The sequence below is a fragment of the Microbacterium gallinarum genome (genome assembly GCF_014837165.1).
GTDB lineage: Bacteria > Actinomycetota > Actinomycetes > Actinomycetales > Microbacteriaceae > Microbacterium > Microbacterium gallinarum.
Genome location: NZ_JACSPM010000001.1, coordinates 340,914 through 364,936 on the forward strand (window position 1 = coordinate 340,914; position 24,023 = coordinate 364,936).

The following is a 24,023-nucleotide window of genomic DNA, read 5'->3' on the forward strand; positions in this document are numbered from 1 at the left end:
GTCGCGATATATCGTGACTTCGCCTCCAACGGCGTTTTCGCGAGGAATCGCTGGGGGATCGACGTCGATACGAGGAGTGGTGATGGCCGTGGCGAACGGCGAGTACGAAGCGGATGCCGCGGCCGAGGCATCCGATCCCCCTCATTGGCTTCGCAAGGTCGTCCTGTTCCTGAGCGGCCAGACGATCAGCCTGCTGGGCTCGATGCTCGTGCAGTACGCCGTGTTCTGGTATCTCACGATCGAGTACCGCTCGGGCGTCTACATGATGCTCGCGGCGCTGTTCGGCTTCCTGCCGCAGGCGGTCGTGTCGATCTTCGGCGGGGTGTGGGCCGATCGGCACAACCGCAAGTACCTCATCATGGGCGCCGACGCCGCGATCGCGCTGTCGACCCTCGCGCTGGCGCTCATCATGATGACCGGGTACGACGCCGTGTGGCTGCTCTTCGCGGTGATGGCGGTGCGGTCGGCGGGTGCGGGCATCCAGATGCCCGCCGTCGCGGCCCTGCTCCCCCAGATCACGCCCACGCGCAACCTGATCCGGGTGAACGGCGTGAACGGATCGATCCAATCGGCGATGGCACTCCTCGCCCCGGCTGCGGCCGGTGCGATCTATGCGTGGTCGTCGGCGGCCACGGGCGGCACCGCGGCGTCGCTCATCCCGATCTTCTTCATCGACGTGGCGACCGCGGTGATCGGTATCGGAATCCTCGCCTTCATCTCGGTGGGCACGGTGCGCAAGGCGTCCGACGTGCAGACCGGCTACTTCGCCGACCTCGTCGACGGCGTGCGGTACGTCGTGCACCACGCGTTCGTGCGGTGGCTGCTGATCGTGTTCGCGATCATCTTCGTGCTCACCGTGGCGCCCTCCAATCTCACGCCGCTCATGCTCGTGCGCTCCTTCCCCGCGGGTGCGGAACAGGACGTCGTCAACCTCGCGGTGCTCGAGATCGCCTTCAGCGTCGGCATGATGCTCGGCGGCATCCTCGTCGCGTCGTTCTTCGCCAAGCGCAGCCGGATCGGGCTCATCGTCGTCTCGTCGCTCGTGTTCGGCGTGCTGTCGATCGGCCTCGGGCTCGCGCCGAACGTGTGGATCTTCTTCGGCTTCATGTTCCTCGTGGGGCTCGCCGTGCCGTTCTTCTCGACGCCGTCCATGACCCTCCTCCAGGAGACGGTCGAGCCCGAGCGGCAGGGGCGTGTGTTCGGGTTCATGGGCATCGTCATGGCCGTCGCGATGCCGCTGGGCATGGTCGTCTTCGGGCCGCTCGCCGACGTCCTGCCGATCGAGCTGCTGCTGGTCGCGGCGGGCATCCTGACGTTCGTCGTGATCGGGCTCGCCGTGTGGCTGCCGGCCGGACAGCGCGCCATCGCGGCGGCGCGCGCGGCCTCGCAGGTGTCCGGGGGCGACCCCGCCGTGGCCGCAGCCGCGGTCGAAGAGGCCATGCACAGCAAGGAGCCGTGAGCCGCGGCTTCCCGCCCTGCGTCCTAGGCTCGGAGGATGCTTCTCACGCAGCCGACCATGCTCGAGAACGACCACGTCCGCCTGGAGCCGCTCAGCGCAGATCACGTCACGGACCTCGCCGACGCGGCGGTCGGGCTGGAGCACGCGTGGTACACGTCGGTGCCGCAGCCGTACGAGGTTGCGGCCGACGTGGCGCAGCGCCTGCGGTGGCAGGACGAAGGGCACATGACGGCGTGGGCCGTGCGGCGACTCGACACCGGCCGCGTGGTCGGGGAGACGACGTTCTGCAACATCGACCAGGCCAACCGGCACGTCGAGATCGGCCACACGTGGATCGGCCTCGAGGCCCAGCGCACGTTCGTGAACACCGCGTCGAAGCTGCTGCTGCTCGGGCACGCGTTCGAGGCGTGCGACGCGATCGCCGTCGAGTTCCGCACGCACTGGCACAACCTGCAGTCGCGCGCGGCGATCGCGCGGCTCGGCGCCAAGCAGGACGGCGTGCTGCGCAACCACCGCCTCGGCCCCGATGGCACGCTGCGCGACACCGTGGTCTTCTCGATCCTGCCGACCGAGTGGCCCGCGGTGCGCCTCGGCCTCCAGGAGCGGCTGCACCGCGGGTGACCGGCGCGTCCCGGCCCTTCGCGTCCCGGGCCTTCCCGTCCCGGCCTTCGCCGAGAACAGGAGGTCTGGCGCGCACGGGACGATTCGCCGCAGAACGTCCTGTGTGCGCCAGATCACCTGTTCTGGGCAACCCGGGAAGACTCGGGATGCCAGCGGCAGCGGCGACGCCGCGGGGGACGGATGCCGCGGCTCAGCCGTCGATGACAGCCACCAGCTCGTCGAGGAAGCCGCTGAAGTCGGCGGCGCGGCGGACGATCCGCTGCACGCTGTCGCGTTCGGAGAACACCTCGACGAACTGCTCGAACACCGTCTGGAACGCCTCCCGATCGGTCTCGGAGAACGCGACCAGCGCTACGACCTGCACGCGCCCCTCGCCCCACGGGATCGACGGGTCGGCGATCCCGATGGCGATCGAGGTGCGGGTCGCGGTCATCCCGAGCGCGTGGGGCACGGCGAGCGCGTCGGTGAACGCGGTCGACGACAGCCGCTCGCGCTCGATCGTGCGCGTGACGTAGTCGTCGTCGATCACACCCTGCGCGATGAGCGCGTCGCCGAGGAGGCGGATGACGTCCTCCTCGCCTTCGGTCTCGCCCAGCCCGCGCACGAAGGCCGACGGCGCGAAGTAGCGCTCGAGCTCGGTCCGCAGCCGGGCGAGCCGCCGGCTGCGGCGGATGCGCCCTGCGGCGGCCTGCACGCGCTCGATGTCGGCGTCGGTGAGGAACGGCTGGATCTTCACGATCCGCTCCCCCGGCACGGCCGGGTCGATCGTCGTGAGCACGAGGTCGGTGTCGATCGATGCCCAGTCCGGGTCGACTCGGGTCTCGACGCCGACGACCTCGATCGCCTGCCCGAGCGACCGGTCGACGCTCGAGCGCAGCAGCTCGTGCAGGTCGTAGTAGCCGGGGCACACGATCGTCGCGGTGAGCAACTGGTCGGCGCGACGACTGCGCTCGAGGCGGCCGCCCACGTGCATCGCGATGTACGCGATCTCGTCGTCGGGCAGCGGAATGCCGAGACGCTCCTGCAGGCGGCTCGCGATGAACACCGCGACCTCGAAGATCATCGGATAGGTCGACTTGAGCGACCGGGTGAGCGGATTGCGCGACCACGCCTGCTCGCGCGCCCGGTGCTGCAGGTTCTGCACGTGCAGCGCGAGCCGCAGGATGAAGTCCTCGTGCGCGATGTCGACGAGGAACTCGGCGGACGCGGTGCCGACGACGTCGCGCACCGCCGCCTCGACCTCCGGATCGAGCCGTGATCGGGCGTGGTCGGCGGGTGCCTCCACGCCGGGTGCCACGACCCGCGTGAGCACGAGCGTCGCGAGGTGCTGGAGATCGCCCGACCCGAGCTCCACGCCGAGGTGCTTCTGGGCCAGCCGGCCGAGCAGCGCGGCGACCTCCTCCTGTGCGGGCTTCGAGTCGGCGGTCGGGCGCTCGAGGCCCCGGTCCTGCGACACCCGGTCGGCGGCGATCGCGATGTGCATCACGACGTCGGCGATGCCGAACTCGTTCACGAAGTAGCCCTGGGTGCCGAGCTCGGCGACGAGGTCGGCCTTGAACGGCCCGAAGGCCGCGGCGCCGACCGAGTCCTCGCCGAGCGTGCGGCGGAGGGCCACGATGTCGAACGATCCGGCGTCCATCTCGTCGTGTGCCAGCCGGCTGAGCAGCCGGCGCTGCGCCATCTCGGTGCCGCGCAGCCGTGCGCGCGACGCGGACCGCTCGAGCGTCAGCTCGGTGCCGCCGAGCAGGCCGCGCACGCGCGCGAGGTCGGCGTCGAGCGTCGCCGGGCTGACGTGCAGCCGGTCGGCGAACTCGAACGTGTCGATGCCCTCGGGGTCGTCGAGGAGCGCGCGCACGAGTGTGTGCAGTCGGTCGCGCGGGGTGCCGGCATCCGTCCCCGTCATCCGCTGGGCAGCAGCCGCGTCCGCCCCCGCTCGATAGCCGAGCGGTCCGGACTCGATCGCCGTGCCGGGTGCGACGCGCGCGTTCACGGCGGTCACATATGAGCGGATGCTGCGCGGCGTGACGCCGAGCGCGTCGGCCAGCGTGGCGGCCGTCGCCCACTCGCCATCGCGCAGGAGCAGGCCGAGCAGCCTGTCCTGTCGCGCTCTCGTCACGGGTGGTCCTTGCTTCGACGGCGGGCCGCGGCGCCCGGGGTGGTGCCAGTCAACCACGCGTTGCACACGGGCGAGTCGCGGCGCCCGCATCCGCCCGATCTTTCCGCCCCACCGGAAGAAGGCCTGGTTGTCCGCTCCCAGGAAACTCACAAGAATGGCCACATGGAGGCGGGTCGATGAGGATCCTCGTGGTCTGCGGAGCGGGTGCGTCGAGCACCTTCGTCGCCCAGCGCGTGCGCCATGCGGCCCACGACGCAGGGTTCCCCTGCTCCGCCTTCGCCGGCACCGAGCAGTCGCTTCCGATCGATCTCGACGCCGCGGACGTCGTGCTCGTCGGCCCGCATCTGGCTCATGCGATGGAGCGCATCGAGCGGGATGCCGCGGCCCGAGGCACGACGGTGGTGCTGCTGCCGCCCGATATCTTCGCGGATCTCGACGGCACCCGGACGCTCGCCCTCGTCCGCGACGCGGTCGGAGACCCTGGGGGGCAGGTTCCGACGGCCGGCGGCACGACCACGCCGACGACCGCAGCAGCCCCATCCGCCGACCCGCTCCCCACCAGCGACTGACGACAGAGAGGTCACACCATGCCATCCATCTCGCGGACCGTCCGCATCGGCTCGTCCCACGGCCTGCACGCCCGCCCGGCGAAGCTCTTCGCGCAGGCGGCGAAAGAGGCGGGCATCCCGATCACGGTCGCGAAGGCCTCGGGCGCGCCCGTCAACGCCGCGAGCATCCTCGGCGTCATCGCACTCGGCGTGGAGCAGGGCGACTACGTCACGCTGACGGCCGACGGCGACAACGCGGAGGCGGCGCTCGACACACTCGCCGAGCTCCTGACAACCGACCACGACGCGGCCTAGACGATGACTGAGCTGCGAGGAGTGGGAATCGGCCTCGGGGTCGCCCAGGGGCCGGTGGCCCGCATGGCCGAGCCGCTGCCGGCGCCGAGCGACGCGCCGAGCGCGCTGGCGCCCGGCGAGGAGAAGGCGCGCGTGACCGAGGCGGTCGCCGCGGTGGCCCGCGAGCTCGAGCAGCGCGGCGCGCAGGCCGGCGGCGCGGCGCAGGATGTGCTCGAGGCGCAGGCGATGATGGCCGAGGACCCGAGCCTGGCCGACGAGGTCGCGGCGCGGGTGGATCAGGGCAAGACAGCCGAGTTCGCGGTCTTCGACGCGTTCGCCTCGTTCCGCGACCAGCTCACGGCGCTCGGCGGCTACCTGGGCGAGCGCGCGGCCGACCTCGACGACGTCGCCCAGCGCGTCATCGCCCGGCTGCGCGGCGAACCGGCTCCGGGTGTGCCCGATCCCGGGCATCCCTTCGTGCTCGTCGCCAAGGACCTCGCGCCGGCCGACACCGCGCTCCTCGACCTCGACAAGGTGCTCGCCCTCGTCACGACCGAGGGCGGTCCGACCTCGCACACCGCGATCCTGGCCCGCGAGAAGTCGATCGTCGCGGTCGTCGGGGCGGTGGAGGCGACCGGCCTGCGCGAGGGCGAGACGGTGATCGTGGATGCCGCGGCCGGCGTTGTCACGACCGATCCGACGCCCGACGAGCTCGAGCGCGCGCAGCACCGTGCCGAAGACCGCGCGGCGGCCTCGTCGGCGCCGATCACCGACGGCGCGCTGGCGGACGGCACGCCGATCCCCCTGCTGGCGAATCTCGGCAAGCCGGAAGGCGCGGCCGATGCCGTCGCGCTCGGCGCCGAGGGGGTCGGGCTGTTCCGCACCGAGTTCCTGTTCCTCAGCTCGGCGCAGGCGCCGACGGTGGAGCAGCAGCGCGAGGCGTACACGCAGCTCCTCTCCGCGTTCCCCGGCAAGAAGGTCGTCGTGCGCGTGCTCGACGCCGGCGCCGACAAGCCGCTCGCGTTCCTCAACGACGCGCACGAGGAGAACCCCGCGCTGGGACTCCGCGGCATCCGCGCGCTGCGTGCGAGCGAGGACATCCTGCGCGAGCAGCTGACCGCGCTGGCGGAAGCGGATGCCGCGACCCGGCAGACGCCGGAGGGCCCGGCCGACCTGTGGGTCATGGCCCCCATGGTCGCCACGGTCGAGGAGACCGCGTACTTCACCGACCTGGCGCGGGACTACGGCATCAAGACCGCAGGCGTGATGGTCGAGGTGCCGTCGTCGGCGCTCCTCGCCGACCGCATCCTGGCGCATGCCGACTTCGCGTCGATCGGCACGAACGACCTCACTCAGTACACGATGGCCGCCGACCGGCTGCTCGGCTCGGTCGCATCACTGCAGGACCCGTGGCACCCCGCCGTGCTGCGGCTCATCCGCGAGGTGGGCGACGCCGGCCGCGTCCACGGAAAGCCCGTCGGCATCTGCGGCGAGGCCGCCGCCGACCCGATGCTCGCCGTCGTGCTGGTCGGCCTCGGCGCGACCAGCCTGTCCATGGCCCCCACCGCGCTCGCCGATGTGCGGGCCACTCTGCTCCAGCACTCCCTCGACGATGCGCGTGTCATCGCCGAGGCCGCCCTCGCCGCGACCGATGCGGCGTCCGCCAGAACCGCGGCTCACGCCGCGGCCACCCGATAGGCCGCACGCGCGGTCGCCTGATCGACAAGGGAGACACAGCAATGACGACGACGTCAGCGCCCGCCTCGGGCATGAACAAGGCGAGAGTGGGGGTCCAACGCTTCGGCACCTTCCTCTCCGGCATGATCATGCCGAACATCGCGGCCTTCATCGCATGGGGCTTCATCACCATGCTCTTCATCCCCGCCGGATTCTTCGGCGTGGACAGCCCCTTCGGGTGGCACTGGTACCCCGTATCCGAGATCATCGGCGGCGGCGGCGATCAGGCCATCATCGGCTGGCAGGGCTCCATGGTGGCCCTGGCCGAAGCCGACGGGGCGACCTTCTGGGCCTACGTGGGCCTCGTCGGGCCCATGGTGACGTACCTGCTTCCGCTCCTCATCGCCAACACCGCCGGCCGCATGGTCTACGGTGAGCGCGGCGGCGTGGTCGCCACGATCGCAACGGTCGGCGTCATCGTCGGCACCAACATCCCGATGTTCCTCGGCGCGATGATCATGGGTCCGATCGCGGCGCTGATCACGAAGTGGATGGACCGGATCTGGGACGGCAAGATCAAGCCCGGCTTCGAGATGCTGGTGAACAACTTCTCGGCGGGCATCCTCGGCATGATCCTCGCGATCATCGGCTTCTTCGCGTTCGGCCCGGTGATGCTCGGCATCAGCGCCGTCCTCGGTGGCGCGGTCGGCTGGCTGGTCGAGTTCAACCTGCTGCCGCTGGTCTCGATCATCGTCGAGCCCGCCAAGGTGCTGTTCCTCAACAACGCCATCAACCATGGCGTCTTCACGCCGCTCGGCATCGAGCAGGCCGCGGAGACCGGCAAGTCGATCCTCTTCCTCATCGAGGCGAACCCCGGCCCGGGCCTCGGCCTGCTGCTCGCGTTCACCTTCTTCGGTGTGGGCGCGGCGAAGGCGTCCGCTCCCGGCGCGATCATCATCCAGTTCTTCGGCGGCATCCACGAGATCTACTTCCCGTACGCGCTGAGCAAGCCGATGACGGTCCTGGCGCTGATCGCGGGAGGCGCGACCGGCGTCACGACGAACATGCTGCTGGGCGGCGGACTCGCGTTCCCGGCAGCTCCGGGCAGCATCATCGCGGTGACCGCCGCAGCGATCGGACCCGGCATCGGCAACCTCCTGGTGGTGTACCTCTCGGTCGCCCTCGCGGCCACCGTGACCTTCCTGGTCGCCGGCGTCATCCTGCGCGCCTCACGCAAGCGCGACCTGCTCGCCGAGGGCGACACGTTCGGCGCCGCGATCAGCCAGACCGAGGCGAACAAGGGCAAGTCCTCGGCTGCTCTCGACGCGCTTCGCGCCTCGGACGGCAAGGACCGCGAGGCGGTGCGCGAAGCCGAGGAGGCGGTCGACAAGCTCGAGACCGAGGCCGAGACCGCGGGCCTCGCCGACGGCGGTGTGCTCACCACGAAGCGCGTGCGCAACATCGTGTTCGCGTGCGACGCGGGCATGGGCTCATCGGCGATGGGCGCGAGCGTGCTGCGCAACAAGATCAAGAAGGCGGGCATCGAGGACGTCACGGTCGTCAACAAGGCGATCGCCAACCTGGATGCGTCGGCGGATCTCGTCATCACGCAGAACCAGCTCACCGACCGCGCGCGCAAGCAGACGCCGAGCGCGGTGCACGTGTCGGTGGACAATTTCATGAACTCGCCGAAGTACGACGAGGTCGTGGACCTCGTGCGTGACCAGCACCAGGATGGTGTCTAGGCGTTGAGAACGGCTGCGGAGCCGGGCGGCGAGAGGCCCCCGGCTCCGTGGTCTTCGGCTGAGGCATCCGATCGACAACGAAAGGCGACGAAGACATGGCACGTGACGTACTGAGCATCGGACAGGTCCGGATCCACAGCGGGAGCGCGACGCGCGAGGAGGCGATGAAGGAGGCGGCCGACATCCTCGAGTCCGCCGGCGCCGTCACCAGCGCCTACTTCGATGCGATGCAGCAGCGCGAACAGACCGTGTCGACGTACATGGGCAACGAGCTCGCGATCCCGCATGGTACGAACGAGACCAAGCACACGATCCTCGATTCGGCGCTGTCGGTGGTCCGCTACGACGGCGGCGTCGACTGGGACGGCGAGCCCGTGACCTTCGTGGTGGGCATCGCCGGCAAGGGCGACGAGCACCTCGAGATCCTGTCGCAGATCGCGATCCTCTTCTCCGACGAGGACGAGGTGCAGAAGCTGAAAGAGGCGGAGACGCCCGAAGAGCTGTTCGCGCTGGTCTCCGCCGCGGGCGTGTGATGAAGGCCGTCCACTTCGGAGCCGGCAACATCGGCCGGGGGTTCGTCGGGCTCCTCCTGCACGAGGGCGGGTACGAGCTCGTCTTCTCCGATGTCGCGGCCCCGCTCGTCGATGCGATCAACGCCGTCGACTCGTACACGGTCCACGAGGTGGGCGACGCCGCGCGCGACACGGTCGTGACCGGCTTCCGGGCGATCAACAGCGCCGAGCACCCCGACGAGGTCATCGAGGAGGTCGCGTCGGCCAACGTCGTCACGACGGCCGTCGGCCCGACGATCCTCAGGTTCGTCGCGCCGCACATCGTGGCCGGACTCGCCCTGCGCGATCCCTCCTCCCCGCCGCTGCAGGTCATGGCCTGCGAGAACGCGATCAACGCCACCGACGTGCTGCGCGACCTGATGAAGGAGTCCGCCGGCGACGCGTGGGAGGCCCTCACCGCCCGCGTGGTGTTCGCCAACACCGCGGTCGACCGGATCGTGCCGGCCCAGCCGGAGGGCGGCGGCGTCGACGTCACCGTCGAGCCGTTCTACGAGTGGGCCATCGAGCGCCCGCCGTTCGGTGACGAGCCGCCCGTCATCCCGGGCGCGCACTTCGTCGAGGACCTCGCGCCGTACATCGAGCGCAAGCTCTTCACCGTGAACACGGGGCACGCCACCACCGCGTACTTCGGCGCCCAGGCGGGCATGGACACGATCGCCGCGGCATTGGCCGACGAGGCGATCGCAGCGCGGGTCGCCGCGACGCTCGAGGAGACCTCGGCGCTGCTGGAGGCCAAGCACGGCCTCGACCCCGCAGACCTGGCGAGTTACCGCGCGACCATCCTGGGCCGGTTCCGCAACGTGGCGCTGCCCGACACGGTCTGGCGGGTCGGGCGGCAGCCACTGCGCAAGCTCTCACGGCACGAGCGCTTCGTCGGACCGGCGGCCGAGGCCGCCGAGCGCGGCCTGTCGGTGGACGCTCTCGTCGCCGCGATCGGCGCGCTGCTGGCGTTCGACGACGGCGAGGATCCGCAGGCGGTGGACCTGCAGCGGATGCTGCGCGAGCAGGATGCCGCGAGCTTCACCGCGGCCGCGACCGGCCTCGAGCCGCAGCATCCGCTCTTCGCGAAGGTCGTCACCGTCGTCGAAGCCCGACAGGCGGAGATCGGCGCGGGCTGAGGACGCCCGCCGGCGCACGACCACCGCCCGGGCGGGCGTGGAGGGATCCCCGCGCGCGATTACGCTCGTGAGGTGACCGAATCGTCCTCGCCCGACTCCCCCGCCGCTCCCTCCGGGACACCACGCTCGCCCCGGCGCGGGCTGCGCGTGCTGTGGTGGATCCTCGGGTCGATCGGCGCCCTCCTCCTGCTCGCCGTCGTCGGCATCCTGATCTGGAGCCACGTCGGCGTCATGGCGGCCGAGCCGGAGCCGCTCGCCGAGGTGCGAGCGAACGCCGCGATCGAGATCACCGACACATCGGGCGCGATCGTGATGGAGCCCGCCAACGGCGCGTCCGAGACGGGCCTCGTCTTCGTCCCCGGCGCGAAGGTCGATCCGTGGGCGTACGCGAACAACCTCGCGGGCATGGTCGAGGACGCGAACGTCACCGTGGTGATCACGAAGCCGTGGCTGAACCTCGCATTCTTCGACCTGCGGCCCCTGTCGGCGTTCACCGAGCTCGTGCCCGGGATCGACACGTGGGCCGTGGGCGGCCACTCACTCGGCGGCGTGCGCGCCTGCCAGCTCGCGACCGACGCCGAGGCGCTGGTGCTGTTCGGCTCGTACTGCGCGAACGACCTGTCCGACTCCGGGCTGCCCGTGATCAGCATCGCGGGAAGCGAGGACGGCCTCTCGACTCCGGAGAAGATCGCCGACGCCCGGCCGCTCCTGCCCGACGACGCGCGCATGGAGGTCATCGACGGCGCCAGCCACGCGTCCTTCGGCGACTACGGCCTGCAGGCCGGAGACGGCACGCCCACGATCTCGGACGCGGAGATGGATGCCGCGCTGTCGGCCCTGCTGGTGTCGTTCGGGGAGGAGCTCGCGCAGTGACGCTCGTCCTCGCGTGCTCCGCCGCCTTCGTCGCGGCCGTGATCCAGCGCATCACGGGGCTGGGATTCGTCCTGGTGCTCGTCGGGCCGATCGTGCTGCTCTACGGTCCCCTCGAGGGCGTCACGATCGGCGTGCTGCTCGCGCTCGTCGCTTCGCTCACGGCCATCCCCCTGGTGTGGAAGCAGATCGAGTGGCGTCGCGCCTGGTGGCTCATCTGGCCGGGGCTGCTCGCCGCTCCGTTCGGCGCCCTTCTCGTGCGCGTCCTGCCCGAGCCGGCGCTGCTCCTGCTGATCGCCGCCATGGCCTACTTCGCCCTGCTCGCGGGCCGGATGCCGGCACTGTCCGCCTCGCTGCGGGGCCGCACGGGCGCCGTCGTCGCGGGCTCGGCGGCGGGGTTCATGCACGTCGCGAGTGGACTGTCCGGCCCGCCGCTCGCCGCATACGCGGTCGGCGACGGCTGGCCTCAGCGCCGGTTCGCGGCGAGCGTGCAGGTGATCTTCGCCGTGTTCAGCGTCGTCTCGGTCGCGTTGCGCGGACTGCCGGCATCCCCCGTCCCCGATGTCTGGACGCTCGTGGCCGCCACCGCCGGCGGGATCGCGATCGGAACCATCCTGAGCCGTCACGTCGCACCCGGCATCGCGCGGAAGGCGATGCTCGCCATCGCGTGGGCGGGCGCGACGGTGGTGCTCGTGCGCGGCATCCTGGCACTGTTGTCCTGACGGCATCGCCCCTGATCGGATCCGATTTCGGTTAATGCCGACTAACGTTTAGTGTTTCTTCGCTGGGGTCGGCGTCGTCACGCCGACACAATGACGTGTGGGAGACGAATGAGCGAGCTTCGCTATGCCATCATCGGCGCCGGTCCATCGGGACTGTCCGCCGCGCGCGCCCTCCAGAAGGCGGGCATCGACTTCGACGGATACGAGGCATCCCGCGGGGTCGGCGGCCTCTGGGACATCGAGAACCCGCGCTCGACCATGTACGAGTCCGCGCACCTCATCTCGTCGCGCACCACCACGGAGTTCGCCGAGTTCCCGATGGACACCGACGCCGACTACCCGAGCCATCGCACGCTCATCCGCTACTTCCGCGACTTCGCCGACCGATTCCGGCTCACCGAGCGGTTCCGGTTCGAGACGAAGGTCACCTCTCTCACGCGCGACGACGACGGCGAATGGATGCTGCGCGCCGACTCGCCCGACGGCCCTCTCGACGAGCGCTACGACGGAGTCATCCTCGCGAACGGCACCCTCGCCGAGCCGAACGTCCCGACCTTCCGCGGCGAGTTCACCGGGGAGCTGCTGCACACCAGCGCCTACAAGGCCGCGAGCCAGCTGGCCGGCAAGCGCGTGCTCATCATCGGGGCCGGCAACTCCGGCTGCGACATCGCGGTCGACGCCGTGCACCACGCGTCATCCGTCGACATGAGCGTGCGCCGCGGGTACTACTTCGTGCCCCGGTACCTGTTCGGCAAGCCGAGCGACACGCTCAACCAGGGGCGCCCGCTCCCCGCGCGCATCAAGCAGTTCGTCGACAAGCGGGTGCTCCAGGCGTTCACCGGCGACCCGGTGCGGTTCGGCTTCCCCAAGCCCGACTACCGGCTCTACGAGTCGCATCCGATCGTCAACACGCTGATCCTCAACCACCTCGGCCAGGGCGATCTGCGGATCCGCCCCGACGTCGACCGCTTCGACGGCCGCACCGTGCACTTCCGCGACGGCTCCCGCGGCGAGTACGACCTCGTGCTCCTCGCGACCGGCTACACGCTCGACTACCCCTTCGTCGACCGCGAGGCGCTGCACTGGACCGGGTGGTCGCCGAAGCTCTTCCTCAACGTCTTCCCGCCGTCGTTCAACGGGCTGTACGTCATGGGGATGATCGAGGCCTCGGGCATCGGCTGGCAGGGCCGCTACGAGCAGGCCGAGCTGATCGCCGAGTACCTCGCCGCGCTGGAGCGCGCCCCCGAGCGCGCAGCCGAGTTCCGCCGCCGCGCGACGGGCGAGCCGTGGCCCGACCTCACCGGCGGCTACAGGTACCTCGGACTCGAGCGCATGTCGTACTACGTGAACAAGGACGCCTACCGCCGCGCCGTGCGCGCCGCCACCACCGCGCTCCGCGGCGACGCCCGTGACGCGGCGCCGGGGCGCGGCATCCGCTCATCTCGTCGCCGTTCGAAGAAGGTGCCCGCATGAATCCCGACGACATCGCGCTCAACTTCAACCCGGGCACGCTCGTCATCCTGAACGTGGTGCTCGGGCTGATCATGTTCGGCATCGCGCTCGATACCACCGTCGACGACTTCAAGGTCGTCGCCCGCAAGCCGAAGCCGTTCGTCATCGCGATCCTCGCGCAGCTGCTCGTGCTGCCCGCCGTCACGTTCGGGCTGACGTTGATCCTTCCGGTGACGCCCTCGATGGCGCTCGGCATGATCCTCGTGGCGTGCTGTCCGCCCGGCAACATCTCGCAGGTGCTCACGCACCGCGCGGGCGGGAATGTCGCCCTCTCCGTGTCCATGACGGCCGTGTCGAACGTGATCTACATCTTCGCGCTGCCGCTCAGCGTCGCCTTCTGGGGCTCGCTGCACCCCACCGCCTCGACGCTGCTCGAGGCCGTCGAGCTCAACGCGTGGGCGATGCTGCTCGACATCTTCCTCATCATCGGACTGCCCTTCGCGGCGGGCCTTCTCATCCGCAACCGGTTCGAGCGCTTCGCCGTGCGCGTCCAGCCGTTCGTCAAGTGGTTCTCGCTGCTCGCCCTGGTCGGCTTCATCGTGGCCGCGCTCGCCGGCAACTGGGCGTACTTCGTGGCGTTCCTCGGCATCATCGTGCTCGTCGTGACGATCCACGACGCCGTCGCGCTCGCGATCGGCTACAGCACCGCCGTGGTCGGCGGGCTCGGCACCCGCGAGCGCAAGGCGATGACGTTCGAGGTCGGCATCCGCAACGCCGGCCTCGGGCTCGGCCTCGTCTTCGCCTTCTTCGGCGGACTGGGCGGCATGGCCATCGTGGCCGGCTGGTGGGGCATCTGGGACATCATCGCCGGCCTGATCGTCGCCGCCCTGTGGGCACGGCACACGAAGAAGCGCACCGGCAGCTCGAAGGGCGATGCCACCCGGCACGCGCTGGACGGGGATGCCTCGGCTCCCCACGCCGCGGGTGACGCTGCCTCGCCCGACGCCGCCGCGGACGACGCCGCCTCGCCCGACGCCGCCGCAGGGTCGGCATCGTGAGCGCTCGCGTCCTCGTCACCGGCGGTGCGGGCTTCCTCGGCTCGAACGTCGCCGCCGCACTCGTCGCGCACCCCGACGTCGAGCTCGTCGTCGCCGGCGACGTGCGCCGGCCGGAGCATCCGCTGGAGGGAGTCGTCTACGACGACTGCGACGTCACCCGGGCGTCGGGCCTCGTGCCACTGCTGGAGCGCCACGGCATCGACGTGGTCGTGCACCTGGCCGCGATCGTGAACCCGGGCCGCGACCACGACCTCGAGTACCGCGTGGACGTCGAGGGATCGGAGCACGTGCTCGACGCGTGCGTCGCCGTCGGCGTGCGGCGCATCGTCGTGTCGTCGTCGGGTGCGGCGTACGGTTACCACCCCGACAACCCCGAGTGGCTGCGCGAGACCGACGCGATCCGCGGCAACGACGAGTTCCCGTACTCGAAGCACAAGCGCCTTGTCGAGGAGATGCTCGCCGAGCGCCGGCGCAGCGCGCCCGGACTCGAGCAGGTCGTGTTCCGCATCGGCACGATCCTCGGCCCGACCGTGCAGAATCAGATCACGGCGCTCTGGGACGGTCCGCGCGTCCTCGCGGTGCGCGGCTCGGACTCGCCCTTCGTGTTCGTGTGGGTCGACGACGTCGCCGCCGCGATGGTCCGCGCCGCGACGGACGGCCCCGCCGGCATCTACAACGTCGCCGGCGACGGGAAGCTCACCGTGCACGAGATCGCCCGGCGACTCGGCAAGCCGCTGCTCACCGTGCCGGCCGGCGTCCTCGCCTTCGCGCTGCGCGTGGGACGGATGCTGCGCCTCACCGTCCACGGACCCGAACAGGTCGGCTTCCTCCGCTACCGCCCGGTGCTCGCCAACGAGGCCCTCAAGCGCGACTTCGGCTTCACACCGACGAAGACCTCGGCCGAGGCCTTCGAGGCCTACCTCGCGACCCACCCCGGCGTCGCCCGGCGCTGAGCCGCGGGCTGCGGCTCGTGGCCTCGGATCGCCGACGGGCGCCGGGCTGCGGCATGCCTCCTCCCTCCCCTCCGCCGTCGCCGAGATAAGGAGATCTGGCGGAGACAGGACGTCTCGCGCCAAAACGTCCTGCGTACGGCAGATCTCCTGATCCGGGTGAAGGCAGAACGGGGCCCGCGCCCGTGGGCGAGACGCCCGCGGCCAGGCCAGGCGCGGCCAGGCGAGACGCCCGCGGCCAGGCCACACGCCCGCGGCCAGGCCAGGCGCCCGCGGGTCGGGACGTCTAGTCGCCGAAGCCCTCGGCGATGAGCTCGATGAGCTCCTCGCGCTCCTCGACCGGAAGGAACGCGCCCGCGGCGGCGTTGAGCTGGAACGATTCGAGGTCGTCGAGGCCGTAGTCGAAGGTCTCCGCCAGCAGCGCCAGCTCGCGGGTGAGCGACGTGCGGCTCATCGTGCGGTTGTCGACGTTCACCGTCACGGAGAACCCGAGCTGGTAGAGCAGATCGAAGGGGTGGTCCTCCATCGTCGTGCCCCACGCCGAGATCGCCCCGGTCTGCAGGTTCGACGACGGCGACAGCTCGAGGGTGATCTCGCGATCGCGCACCCAGCGGGCCAGGTCGCCGAACTGCACGAGCACCTCTTCACCGGCCCGCGAGACGACCTCGAGGTCTTCGGCGATCCGCACGCCGTGACCGAGGCGCAGCGCGCGACCGTCGAGCAGCGCCGAGCGGATCGAGTCGAGCCCGGCAGCCTCGCCGGCGTGCACCGTCGACGGGAAGAACTGCGACGCGAGGTAGTCGAACGCCTCGCGATGGTTCGAGGCGGGGAAGCCGTCCTCGGGTCCGGCGATGTCGAACCCGACGGCGCCGCGCGTGCGCCAGTCGACGGCGAGCTTGGCGATCTCGAGCGACCGGTCGGTGTGGCGCATCGCCGTGATGAGCTGACCCACGCGGATGTCGCGACCCGCGCGCTCCGCGGCATCCTCCCCCTCTTCGATCCCCTCCTGCACGGCCGCGACCACCTCGTCGAGCGACAGTCCGCGCGACAGGTGCTGCTCGGGTGCCCAGCGCACCTCGCCGTAGATCACGCCGTCGGCGGCGAGATCTTCGACGAACTCGCGCGCGACGCGCGTGAGCCCCTCGCGGGTCTGCATCACGGCCGTGGTGAGGTCGAAGGTCTTGAGGTACTCGACCAGGGATCCCGAGTCGCTCTTCTCGGCGAACCAGTCCGCGAGGTCGTCGGGGTCGGACTCGGGCACCTCGACCCCGGCCGCATCGGCCAGCTCGACGATCGTCGCAGGCCGCACGCCTCCGTCGAGGTGGTCGTGCAGCGAGACCTTCGGCAGGTCGCGGATCGAGGCTCCGTCGAGGAGGGCATCTCCGTGCTGGTCGATGGGCATCTGTCTCTCCTGGGGAGTGGGCGGCTGGGGTGGGCGGCGGGGCGGATGCCTCGGCTCAGGCGGTGATGCGCTCGAGCACGAGCGGGGTCGCGTCCGGGGCATCGGCGCCCACCTGCCACGCGCCCTCGAGCGCGTCGAGGGCTCGCTCGAACCGGGTGTCGTCGTGGCCCAGCAGCGTGAAGAGCGGCTGACCGACCGCCACGGCATCGCCGGGCTTGACGTGCAGGTCGATGCCCGCGGCGTGCATGACCGGGTCCTGGGCGCGAGCGCGGCCGGCGCCGAGGCGCCAGGCGGCGATCCCGAACGGCAGCGCCTCCATGCCGGTGACGTACCCTGCCTCGGTCGCGGTGACGGTGTGGGTCTCGTGGGGCGCGGGGAGCGCGGCATCCGGATCCCCGTCCTGCGCACGGATCATCTCGCGCCAGACGTCCATCGCGCGGCCGTCCTTCAGCGCCGCTTCGACGTCGGCGTCGGGCTGGCCGGCGAGCGCGAGCATCTCGCGCGCGAGCGCCACGGTGAGCTCGACGACATCGGTCGGTCCGCCGCCGGCGAGCACCTCCACCGACTCGCGCACCTCGTTCGCATTGCCGATCGCGAGGCCGAGCGGGGTGTTCATGTCGGTGAGCAGCGCGGTGGTCGCCACGCCCGAGTCTGTGCCCAGGGCCACCATCGTGCGGGCGAGCTCGCGCGCCTTGTCGACGTCGCGCATGAACGCGCCGGAGCCGAACTTCACGTCGAGCACGAGCGAGTCGGTGCCCTCGGCGATCTTCTTCGACATGATGCTCGACGCGATCAGCGGGATCGCCTCGACCGTGCCGGTCACGTCGCGCAGCGCGTAGAGCTTCTTGTCGGCCGGGGCGAGGCCCGATCCGGCTGCGCAGATGACGGCGCCGACGTCGCGCAGCTGCGCGAACAGCTCGTCATTCGAGAGGGCCGCCGTCCAGCCGGGGATCGATTCGAGCTTGTCGAGCGTGCCGCCGGTGTGGCCGAGGCCCCGTCCCGAGAGCTGCGGCACGGCCACGCCGAACGCCGCCACGAGCGGCGCGAGCGGCAACGTGATCTTGTCGCCGACGCCTCCGGTCGAGTGCTTGTCGACCGTCGGCTTGCCGAGTCCGGCGAAGCTCATGCGCTCGCCCGAGGCGATCATCGCGTCGGTCATGACGCGGATCTCCTCGCGCGTCATCCCGTTGAGGAGGACCGCCATCGCGAACGACGCCATCTGCGAGTCGGCCACGTAGCCGCGGGTGTAGGCGTCGACCATCCAGCGCAGCGCGTCGCCGGGGACCGCTCCCCCGTCGCGCTTCGCCCGGATGACGTCGACGGCGTCGAACGGCTCCACCGTGCTCATCGCCCGGCCTCCTCCAGATCGCGCGGTCCGAACGCGTCGGGCAGCACCTCGTCGATCGTGCGGATGCCCGACACCGTCTCGAGCAGCATCCCCGGAATCGCGAATTCGTACAGCAGCTGACGGCAGCGCCCGCACGGCATGATCGTGTGGCCTTCGCCGTTCACGCACACGAACGCGACGAGGTTGCCGCCGCCCGACATCGCCAGCTCGCTGACGAGCCCGCACTCGGCGCACAGCGTCACGCCGTACGACGCGTTCTCGACGTTGCAGCCCGTCACGATGCGCCCGTCGGTCACCAGCGCTGCCGCGCCCACCTTGTAGCGCGAGTACGGCGCGTAGGCGCGCGTCATGGCGTCGGTCGCGGCCGCCCGCAGCTCATCCCAGTCGATGTCGGTCACGGACGGCCTTTCTCTACAGCGGTATCAGGAGGGTCGGATGCCTGCATCCTCGGTCAGCCCTTCACGTAGGGCTTGCCCGCCGCAGCGGGCCCGCGGATCTGCCCGGCGAATCCGGCCACCGCGATGATGGTGACCAGGTACGGCAGCATCAGCATGAACTCGCTCGGGATCGGCGTCTTGAGCACCGTGAGCAGGTTCTGCAGGTTCGTCGCGAAGCCGAACAGGAGCGCGGCGAGAGTCGCGCGGATCGGATCCCAGCGACCGAAGATGACGGCGGCGAGGGCGATGAAGCCGAGTCCGGCGGTCATCTCCTTCGTGAACTGGCCGACCGACACGAGGGTGAAGAACGCACCGCCGATGCCGGCGATCGCACCAGCGAGCGAGACGTTCCAGAACCGGCTCGTGTTCACCTTGATGCCGACGGTGTCGGCTGCCTGCGGGTGCTCGCCGACGGCACGGAGGCGCAGGCCCCACCGCGTGCGGTAGAGGCCCCACGCCACGACACCGACCGTGATGTACATCAGGTAGACGATGAACGTCTGGTTGAACAGCACGGGTCCGATGATCGGGATGTCGCCGAGCAGGGGGATCTCCAGGCGCGTGAACCGGATCGGGCGGTTGAGCGTCGCCTCGTTCGGCACGAGCAGCGCGCCGTAGAGGAACCCGGTAAGACCCGTCACGAGGACGTTGAGCACGACACCGACGATCACCTGGTCGACCAGGTACTTGATCGAGAAGGCTGCCAGCACGAACGCCACCAGCACGCCGCCGACCATCGCACCGAGGAGCCCGACGAACGGGTTGCCGGTGATGCTCGAGATCAGCGCGGCGCTGAACGCGCCGAGGAGGAACTGGCCCTCGATCGCGACGTTGACCACGCCGACCCGCTCGCCGATGACGCCGCCCAGCGCGCCGAAGATCAGCGGGACGGAGAGGGACACGGCACCGAACAGCAGGCCGGTGACGGGCACGAGACCACCGGCGGCCGCCCAGGTGAGGAAGGCGAAGATCGCCAGGACGCCGTAGACGATCGGCAGCCACACGCCCGTGCGGCGGTAGGACCACGCGTTCCAGACCGCCCACAGCGTGAGCAGGACGAGCACGACCAGCACTGCCCAGCTGGTGGCGGCCGTCGGCACGCTGACGTTGGGGATCTCCAGCGACGAGGACCGGTCGCTCAGGCGGAAGGTGCTCACGCCGTCGCGCGGCACGAGGAGGAACAGCAGGAACAGCAGCACGGTGGTGATGCCGAGGCTGATGGCCATCTTCCAGTGGCGCACCTTCACGGTCGCGAGCTGGATCGTGCCGTCGGCGGCGGTGGCGGGGGCGAGCGCTGGGCCCACGCGCCCCGAGGCTCCGGGCGACGCGCCAGCGGCGTCTGGAGTGGGCGTGGGGATCATGCGGCCACCGCCTTCTTCGCGGCCTTGGCTCTCGCCTTGGCGGCCTTCTCGGCGTCGGTCTTCGGCAGGAAGAAGATCGCGCGCACCAGCGGCGGTGCCGCGATGAAGAGCACGATGAGCGACTGCACGACGAGCACGATGTCGACGGGGATGCCCTGCGAGGCCTGCATGGTGAACGAGCCTGCCTTCAGAGCGCCGAAGAGGATGCCGGCTGCGAACACGCCCCACGCGCGACTGCGGCCGAGGAGGGCGACGGTGATCGCATCGAAGCCGATGCCGGCGTCGATGAAGCCGTCGAAGCCGCTGACGACCGAGCCCTGGATCTGGTTCATGGCGGCCAGACCCGCGAGGCCTCCCGCGAAGAGCATCGCGTAGATGTACATGCGCTGCACCGAGATGCCGGCCGCGCGCGCCGCGTGCGGGTTCTCACCCACGGCGCGCAGGCGGAAGCCGAGGCTGGAGCGCTCGACGAGCCACCACACGAACACGGTCGCGGCGATCACGATGAGGAAGCCCCAGTCGAGCAGCGGGAACCGCGGCCCGAACAGATCGGGGAACTGCGCAGTGGGCGGCGTCGGATCCGAGATCGGCTGGTCCTCGGCGGCGCGCTGCAGCAGCCCGGGGGTGCGGACCATCCACGTCACGAGGTAGAACGCGACGTAGTTGAGCATGATCGTGAGGATGACCTCGTGCGCGCCGGTGCGGGCTTTCAGCACGCCGACGATGCCACCCCAGATCGCGCCACCCGCGATGCCGGCAGCGAGGGTGAGCGGCAGGTGGAGGAACATCGGCAGGTCGAGATTGAAGGTCACGAGACCGGCCACCGCGGCCGCGATGAGCATCTGGCCGCGACCGCCGATGTTGAACAGGCCGACCCGGAACGCGAGCGCCACACCGAGGCCGGCGGCGATCAGCGGAGCGGCGAAGCCGAGCGTGTTCGTGATCGGGCGGATCTGCGTCAGGAAGTCGGGTGCGCGCGGATTGAACACCGCACCGCGGAACAGGGCCTCGTAGCCGCCGTACACCGAGTTCCAGATCGCGATGAGCGTGTCGCCAGGGCGTGCGAAGAAGTAGGCGGATGCTGCGCGCACGTCCTCGTCGGTCACGGCCATGAGAATGCCGCCGACGATCATCGCCGCGACGATCGCGAGGACGGTGGTCACCCAGTTGCTGCGCAGCAGGTCCTTGATGAACGCGTTCTGACGCGGCGGCGGCGGGATCTCGCCGTCGGCCGTTCCGGGGGTCGCGGGCTCTGCGGGCGTCGCGGGCGTGGCAGCGGCGACCGGAGTCCCGGTCAGCGGGCCGGAGACCGGCGGAAGCTGCTCGGGAGGAAGCCCGCTGGTCGGGTCCGACGCACCCGGCGTCGTTCCCTTGGCGTCGTCGTTCACGCGGCCACCCCGTCTCCCGGCGTCTCGCCGGCCATCATCAGTCCCAGAACATCGCGCGGGGTGTCGCCCGGCACGATTCCGACGATCGCGCCGCGATACATCACGGCGATGCGGTCGGCGAGGGCGGCGACCTCGTCGAGTTCGGTCGAGACCACGAGCACCGGCACACCGGAGTCGCGCGTCTCGACGATGCGCGTGTGGATGAACTCGATGGAGCCCACATCCACACCGCGGGTCGGCTGCGCAGCCACCAGCAGTTTGAGGTCGCGGCTCATCTCGCGCGCGATCACCACCTTCTGCTGGTTGCCGCCCGAGAGGGTGCCGGCGGGCACATCGGGACCCTGGGTGCGGATGTCGTACTCGGCGATGCGGGCCTGCGCGAACTCGTGCAGCACGCCCCGCATGACCGTGCCGCCGCGCACGAACTCCGAGTCGCCCGAGCGGTCGAGGATCAGGTTCTCAGCGACCGTGAACCCGCCGACGAGGCCGTCCTCGGTGCGGTCTTCGGGCACGAAGCCGACGCCTTCGTCGAGGATGCCGCGCACGCTCTTGCCGATGAGTTCGACGCCGTCGAGCGTGATCGAGCCGGAGGCGCGGTCGGCGAGGCCGACGATGGCCTCGACGAGCTCGGTCTGACCGTTGCCCTGGACGCCGGCGAGGGCGACCACCTCACCGGGCTTGACGTCGAAGCTCACGTTGTCGACGACGACCGCGCCGCTCGGAGTGAGCACGCGGAGGCCCTTGACCTCGAGGCCGCCGCCATCGGCAACCTTCGGCGGATCCTTGTGCACCGTCAGCTCGACCGCGCGTCCCACCATGAGCGAGGCGAGCTCGGCGTTGGTGGCGGTGGGAGCGGCTTCGCCCACGACCTTGCCGAGCCGGATGACGGTGATGCGGTCGGCGACGGCGCGGACCTCACGGAGCTTGTGGGTGATGAAGACGATGGAGGTGCCCTCGTCGCGCAGCTGGCGCATGATCGCCATGAGCTCGTCGGTCTCCTGCGGCGTGAGCACCGCAGTCGGCTCGTCGAACACGAGCACCTTGGCGTCGCGCGAGAGGGCCTTGATGATCTCGACGCGCTGCTGGACGCCGACCGGCAGGTCGCCGACGATCGCATCCGGGTCGACCTGGAAGCCGAAGCGCTGCGCGACGTCGCGCACGTGCTGGCGGGCCTTGGGCAGGTCGAGCGCTCCGAGGCCCTTGGTGTCCTCGTGGCCGAGCATGACGTTCTCGGCGACCGTGAAGACGGGAATGAGCATGAAGTGCTGATGCACCATGCCGATGCCGGCGGCCATCGCATCGCCGGGGCCGCGGAAGTGCTGCACGACGTCGTCGAGGAGGATCTCCCCCTCATCGGCCTGGTACAGGCCGTAGAGGACGTTCATCAGTGTTGATTTGCCTGCGCCGTTCTCGCCCAGGAGGGCGTGGATCTCTCCCGGCTGGACCACCAGATCGATGTGGTCGTTCGCGACGAGGGACCCGAAACGCTTCGTGATCCCACGGAGCTCGAGCTTCATATGTGCACCTTATCCACTGTCTCCATCGGGCTGGAAGAACCGCGGCCGGGTGGACTCATCCACCCGGCCGCGGTCAGCAGTCGTTCGACTACGCCGAGATCACTGCTGAGGCGAGCTGGGCGAGGTCACCTCGAGCTCACCCGAGATGATCTGCTCCTGCAGAGCAGCGAGCTCGTCGGTCAGGCCCTCGGGCAGCTCCGACTCGAACGCGCCGAAGCCGGAGAGGCCGACGCCCTCGTTCTCGAGCGTGCCGACGTACGGCGTCGCGTCGAATTCACCGGTGGCGGCCTGCATGGTGGCGTCGTACACGGCCGCATCGATGCGCTTCATGATCGAGAAGAGCACCAGGTCGGCGACAGACGGGTCGACCACGGCGAGGTCGGAGTCCACACCGATGAGCAGCGACTCCGAGCTGGCGTCGGTGATCGCCGCAGCAGCGCTCTGGTAGATCGGGCCGCCGACAGGCAGGACCACGTCGACGCCCTGGTCGAGGATGCCCTGCGCGGTCTGCTTGGCGGTGTCGTTCGCAGCGAAGCCACCGGTGAACGAGCCCTCCTGAGCGTCGACGTCCCAGCCGAAGGTCTCGACTGCGGCGCCCCTGTCCTCGTTGTACTTGGCGGCGCCGTCGACGAAGCCGTCCATGAAGATCGTGACGGGCGGGATCGGGATGCCGCCGAAGGTGCCGATCTTGTTGACGCCCTGCTCGGCCGACCAGGCGGCCGCGGCGTAGCCGCCGAGGTACGCGGCCTGAACCGTGTCGAACTGGAGCGGCTTGATGTTCGGCGCGTCAGGGGCGCCGTCGCCGTCGGCGTCGGCGATGTCGTCGATGATCGCGTAGTCGATGTCGGGGTTCGCGGTCGCCGAGGCGATCGTGTCGGCCGAGAGCTTGAAGCCGACGGCCACGATGAACGTGCAGCCTTCAGCGACGAGGTTCTCGAGGTTCGGCGCGTAGTCGTTCGCCGAAGCCGACTCGACCTCGATGAACTCGACGCCGAGCTCGTCCGAGGCCTTCTCCATGCCCATGAGAGCGGACTGGTTGAACGACTTGTCGTTGAAGCCGCCGTCGTCCGAGACGAGGCAGGGCATGAAGCCCTCGACCGCGACAGGTCCTTCGGACTCGGATTCCGTCGGGGTCGCCTCCGGGGCGGAGCCACAGCCCGCGAGGGCGACGAGAAGGCCCGCGGCAGCGACGACGCCGACGAGCTTCTTGGTGCGTGAGATGGTCAACTCAGCCTCCACTTGTATCGCCCCGCGTCCTTCACGGGGACTGCACAAAGTTACCCACTGTGACGCGATGCTTGCAGTCGCGGCGGGGGGTCGGTGCCGAATGGTTACAAAGACGCAATGTGGCGAGACGGAGGCGTCATC

At 70.3% G+C, this 24,023-nt stretch carries 21 protein-coding genes; 13 read left to right on the plus strand and 8 right to left on the minus strand.

Translation table 11 applies throughout. The features are described from left to right. Positions 1 to 82: 82 nt before the first annotated feature. Both H9622_RS01570 and H9622_RS01575 read left to right on the plus strand, forming a co-directional pair. Complete coding sequence (locus tag H9622_RS01570) at positions 83 to 1,459, plus strand: MFS transporter (protein ID WP_191763596.1); 1,377 nt, start codon at positions 83 to 85, stop codon at positions 1,457 to 1,459. A gap of 36 nt (positions 1,460 to 1,495) precedes the next feature. Then, positions 1,496 to 2,080, plus strand: a complete 585-nt coding sequence (locus H9622_RS01575) for a GNAT family N-acetyltransferase (RefSeq protein WP_191763598.1) — start codon at positions 1,496 to 1,498, stop codon at positions 2,078 to 2,080. A 190-nt stretch (positions 2,081 to 2,270) separates the two neighbouring features. On the opposite strand, the gene H9622_RS01580 is transcribed toward H9622_RS01575, so the two are convergent. Next, complete coding sequence (locus H9622_RS01580) at positions 2,271 to 4,196, minus strand: BglG family transcription antiterminator (protein WP_318246993.1); 1,926 nt, start codon at positions 4,194 to 4,196, stop codon at positions 2,271 to 2,273. A 176-nt stretch (positions 4,197 to 4,372) separates the two neighbouring features. Here H9622_RS01580 and H9622_RS01585 point away from each other — a divergent pair, with 176 nt between their 5' ends. From H9622_RS01585 to H9622_RS01635, 11 genes are all read left to right on the plus strand, one after another. Further along, the gene (locus H9622_RS01585) at positions 4,373 to 4,765 is read left to right on the plus strand and encodes a PTS sugar transporter subunit IIB (RefSeq protein ID WP_191763609.1); all 393 of its coding nucleotides are present in this window, start codon (positions 4,373 to 4,375) and stop codon (positions 4,763 to 4,765) included. An 18-nt stretch (positions 4,766 to 4,783) separates the two neighbouring features. After that, positions 4,784 to 5,059, plus strand: a complete 276-nt coding sequence (locus H9622_RS01590) for an HPr family phosphocarrier protein (protein WP_191763611.1) — start codon at positions 4,784 to 4,786, stop codon at positions 5,057 to 5,059. A gap of 3 nt (positions 5,060 to 5,062) precedes the next feature. Further along, a complete protein-coding gene (gene ptsP / locus H9622_RS01595) occupies positions 5,063 to 6,736 on the plus strand; it encodes a phosphoenolpyruvate--protein phosphotransferase (protein ID WP_191763613.1) in 1,674 nt (557 codons plus the stop codon). A gap of 41 nt (positions 6,737 to 6,777) precedes the next feature. Next, positions 6,778 to 8,460 (plus strand): PTS mannitol transporter subunit IICB, encoded by a 1,683-nt coding sequence (locus H9622_RS01600; RefSeq protein ID WP_191763615.1) that lies wholly within the window; start codon positions 6,778 to 6,780, stop codon positions 8,458 to 8,460. Between the two features lie 95 nt (positions 8,461 to 8,555). Further along, positions 8,556 to 8,993: a PTS sugar transporter subunit IIA gene (locus H9622_RS01605; protein ID WP_191763617.1), complete on the plus strand. Its 438-nt coding sequence runs from the start codon at positions 8,556 to 8,558 to the stop codon at positions 8,991 to 8,993. Continuing rightward, positions 8,993 to 10,150: a mannitol-1-phosphate 5-dehydrogenase gene (locus H9622_RS01610; protein WP_191763619.1), complete on the plus strand. Its 1,158-nt coding sequence runs from the start codon at positions 8,993 to 8,995 to the stop codon at positions 10,148 to 10,150. Before H9622_RS01605 ends, H9622_RS01610 begins: the two co-directional genes overlap by 1 nt. 72 nt (positions 10,151 to 10,222) lie before the next feature. Further along, on the plus strand, positions 10,223 to 11,023 hold the full coding sequence (locus tag H9622_RS01615; RefSeq protein ID WP_191763621.1) for an alpha/beta hydrolase: 801 nt from the start codon (positions 10,223 to 10,225) through the stop codon (positions 11,021 to 11,023). After that, on the plus strand, positions 11,020 to 11,742 hold the full coding sequence (locus H9622_RS01620; protein ID WP_191763623.1) for a TSUP family transporter: 723 nt from the start codon (positions 11,020 to 11,022) through the stop codon (positions 11,740 to 11,742). The genes H9622_RS01615 and H9622_RS01620 overlap by 4 nt, the downstream gene beginning before the upstream one ends. Positions 11,743 to 11,850: 108 nt before the next feature. Further along, positions 11,851 to 13,215: a flavin-containing monooxygenase gene (locus tag H9622_RS01625; RefSeq protein WP_191763625.1), complete on the plus strand. Its 1,365-nt coding sequence runs from the start codon at positions 11,851 to 11,853 to the stop codon at positions 13,213 to 13,215. Beyond that, the gene (locus H9622_RS01630) at positions 13,212 to 14,252 is read left to right on the plus strand and encodes a bile acid:sodium symporter family protein (protein ID WP_191763626.1); all 1,041 of its coding nucleotides are present in this window, start codon (positions 13,212 to 13,214) and stop codon (positions 14,250 to 14,252) included. Before H9622_RS01625 ends, H9622_RS01630 begins: the two co-directional genes overlap by 4 nt. Then, the gene (locus H9622_RS01635) at positions 14,249 to 15,205 is read left to right on the plus strand and encodes an SDR family oxidoreductase (protein WP_318246994.1); all 957 of its coding nucleotides are present in this window, start codon (positions 14,249 to 14,251) and stop codon (positions 15,203 to 15,205) included. Before H9622_RS01630 ends, H9622_RS01635 begins: the two co-directional genes overlap by 4 nt. A gap of 283 nt (positions 15,206 to 15,488) precedes the next feature. Here the strand turns inward: H9622_RS01635 and H9622_RS01640 are convergent, their stop codons facing one another. The 7 genes from H9622_RS01640 to H9622_RS01670 all read right to left on the minus strand — a co-directional run bounded on the left by H9622_RS01640 (position 15,489) and on the right by H9622_RS01670 (position 23,882). Next, entirely contained in the window at positions 15,489 to 16,604 is a 1,116-nt protein-coding gene (locus H9622_RS01640; protein WP_191763628.1) for an adenosine deaminase, read from the minus strand. A gap of 55 nt (positions 16,605 to 16,659) precedes the next feature. Continuing rightward, entirely contained in the window at positions 16,660 to 17,952 is a 1,293-nt protein-coding gene (locus H9622_RS01645) for a thymidine phosphorylase (RefSeq protein WP_191763629.1), read from the minus strand. After that, positions 17,949 to 18,350, minus strand: coding sequence for a cytidine deaminase (locus tag H9622_RS01650; protein WP_191763632.1), 402 nt, complete (start codon positions 18,348 to 18,350; stop codon positions 17,949 to 17,951). The genes H9622_RS01645 and H9622_RS01650 overlap by 4 nt, the downstream gene beginning before the upstream one ends. Before the next feature lie 53 nt (positions 18,351 to 18,403). Then, entirely contained in the window at positions 18,404 to 19,693 is a 1,290-nt protein-coding gene (locus H9622_RS01655; protein WP_318246995.1) for an ABC transporter permease, read from the minus strand. A gap of 53 nt (positions 19,694 to 19,746) precedes the next feature. After that, positions 19,747 to 21,138 carry an ABC transporter permease gene (locus H9622_RS01660; RefSeq protein WP_191763636.1) on the minus strand — a complete coding sequence of 464 codons (1,392 nt, stop codon included), beginning with the start codon at positions 21,136 to 21,138 and terminating at the stop codon, positions 19,747 to 19,749. Beyond that, positions 21,135 to 22,655, minus strand: coding sequence for an ABC transporter ATP-binding protein (locus tag H9622_RS01665; RefSeq protein WP_191763638.1), 1,521 nt, complete (start codon positions 22,653 to 22,655; stop codon positions 21,135 to 21,137). The genes H9622_RS01660 and H9622_RS01665 overlap by 4 nt, the downstream gene beginning before the upstream one ends. Positions 22,656 to 22,754: 99 nt before the next feature. Beyond that, positions 22,755 to 23,882 carry a BMP family lipoprotein gene (locus tag H9622_RS01670; protein ID WP_191763640.1) on the minus strand — a complete coding sequence of 376 codons (1,128 nt, stop codon included), beginning with the start codon at positions 23,880 to 23,882 and terminating at the stop codon, positions 22,755 to 22,757. Positions 23,883 to 24,023: the final 141 nt, after the last annotated feature.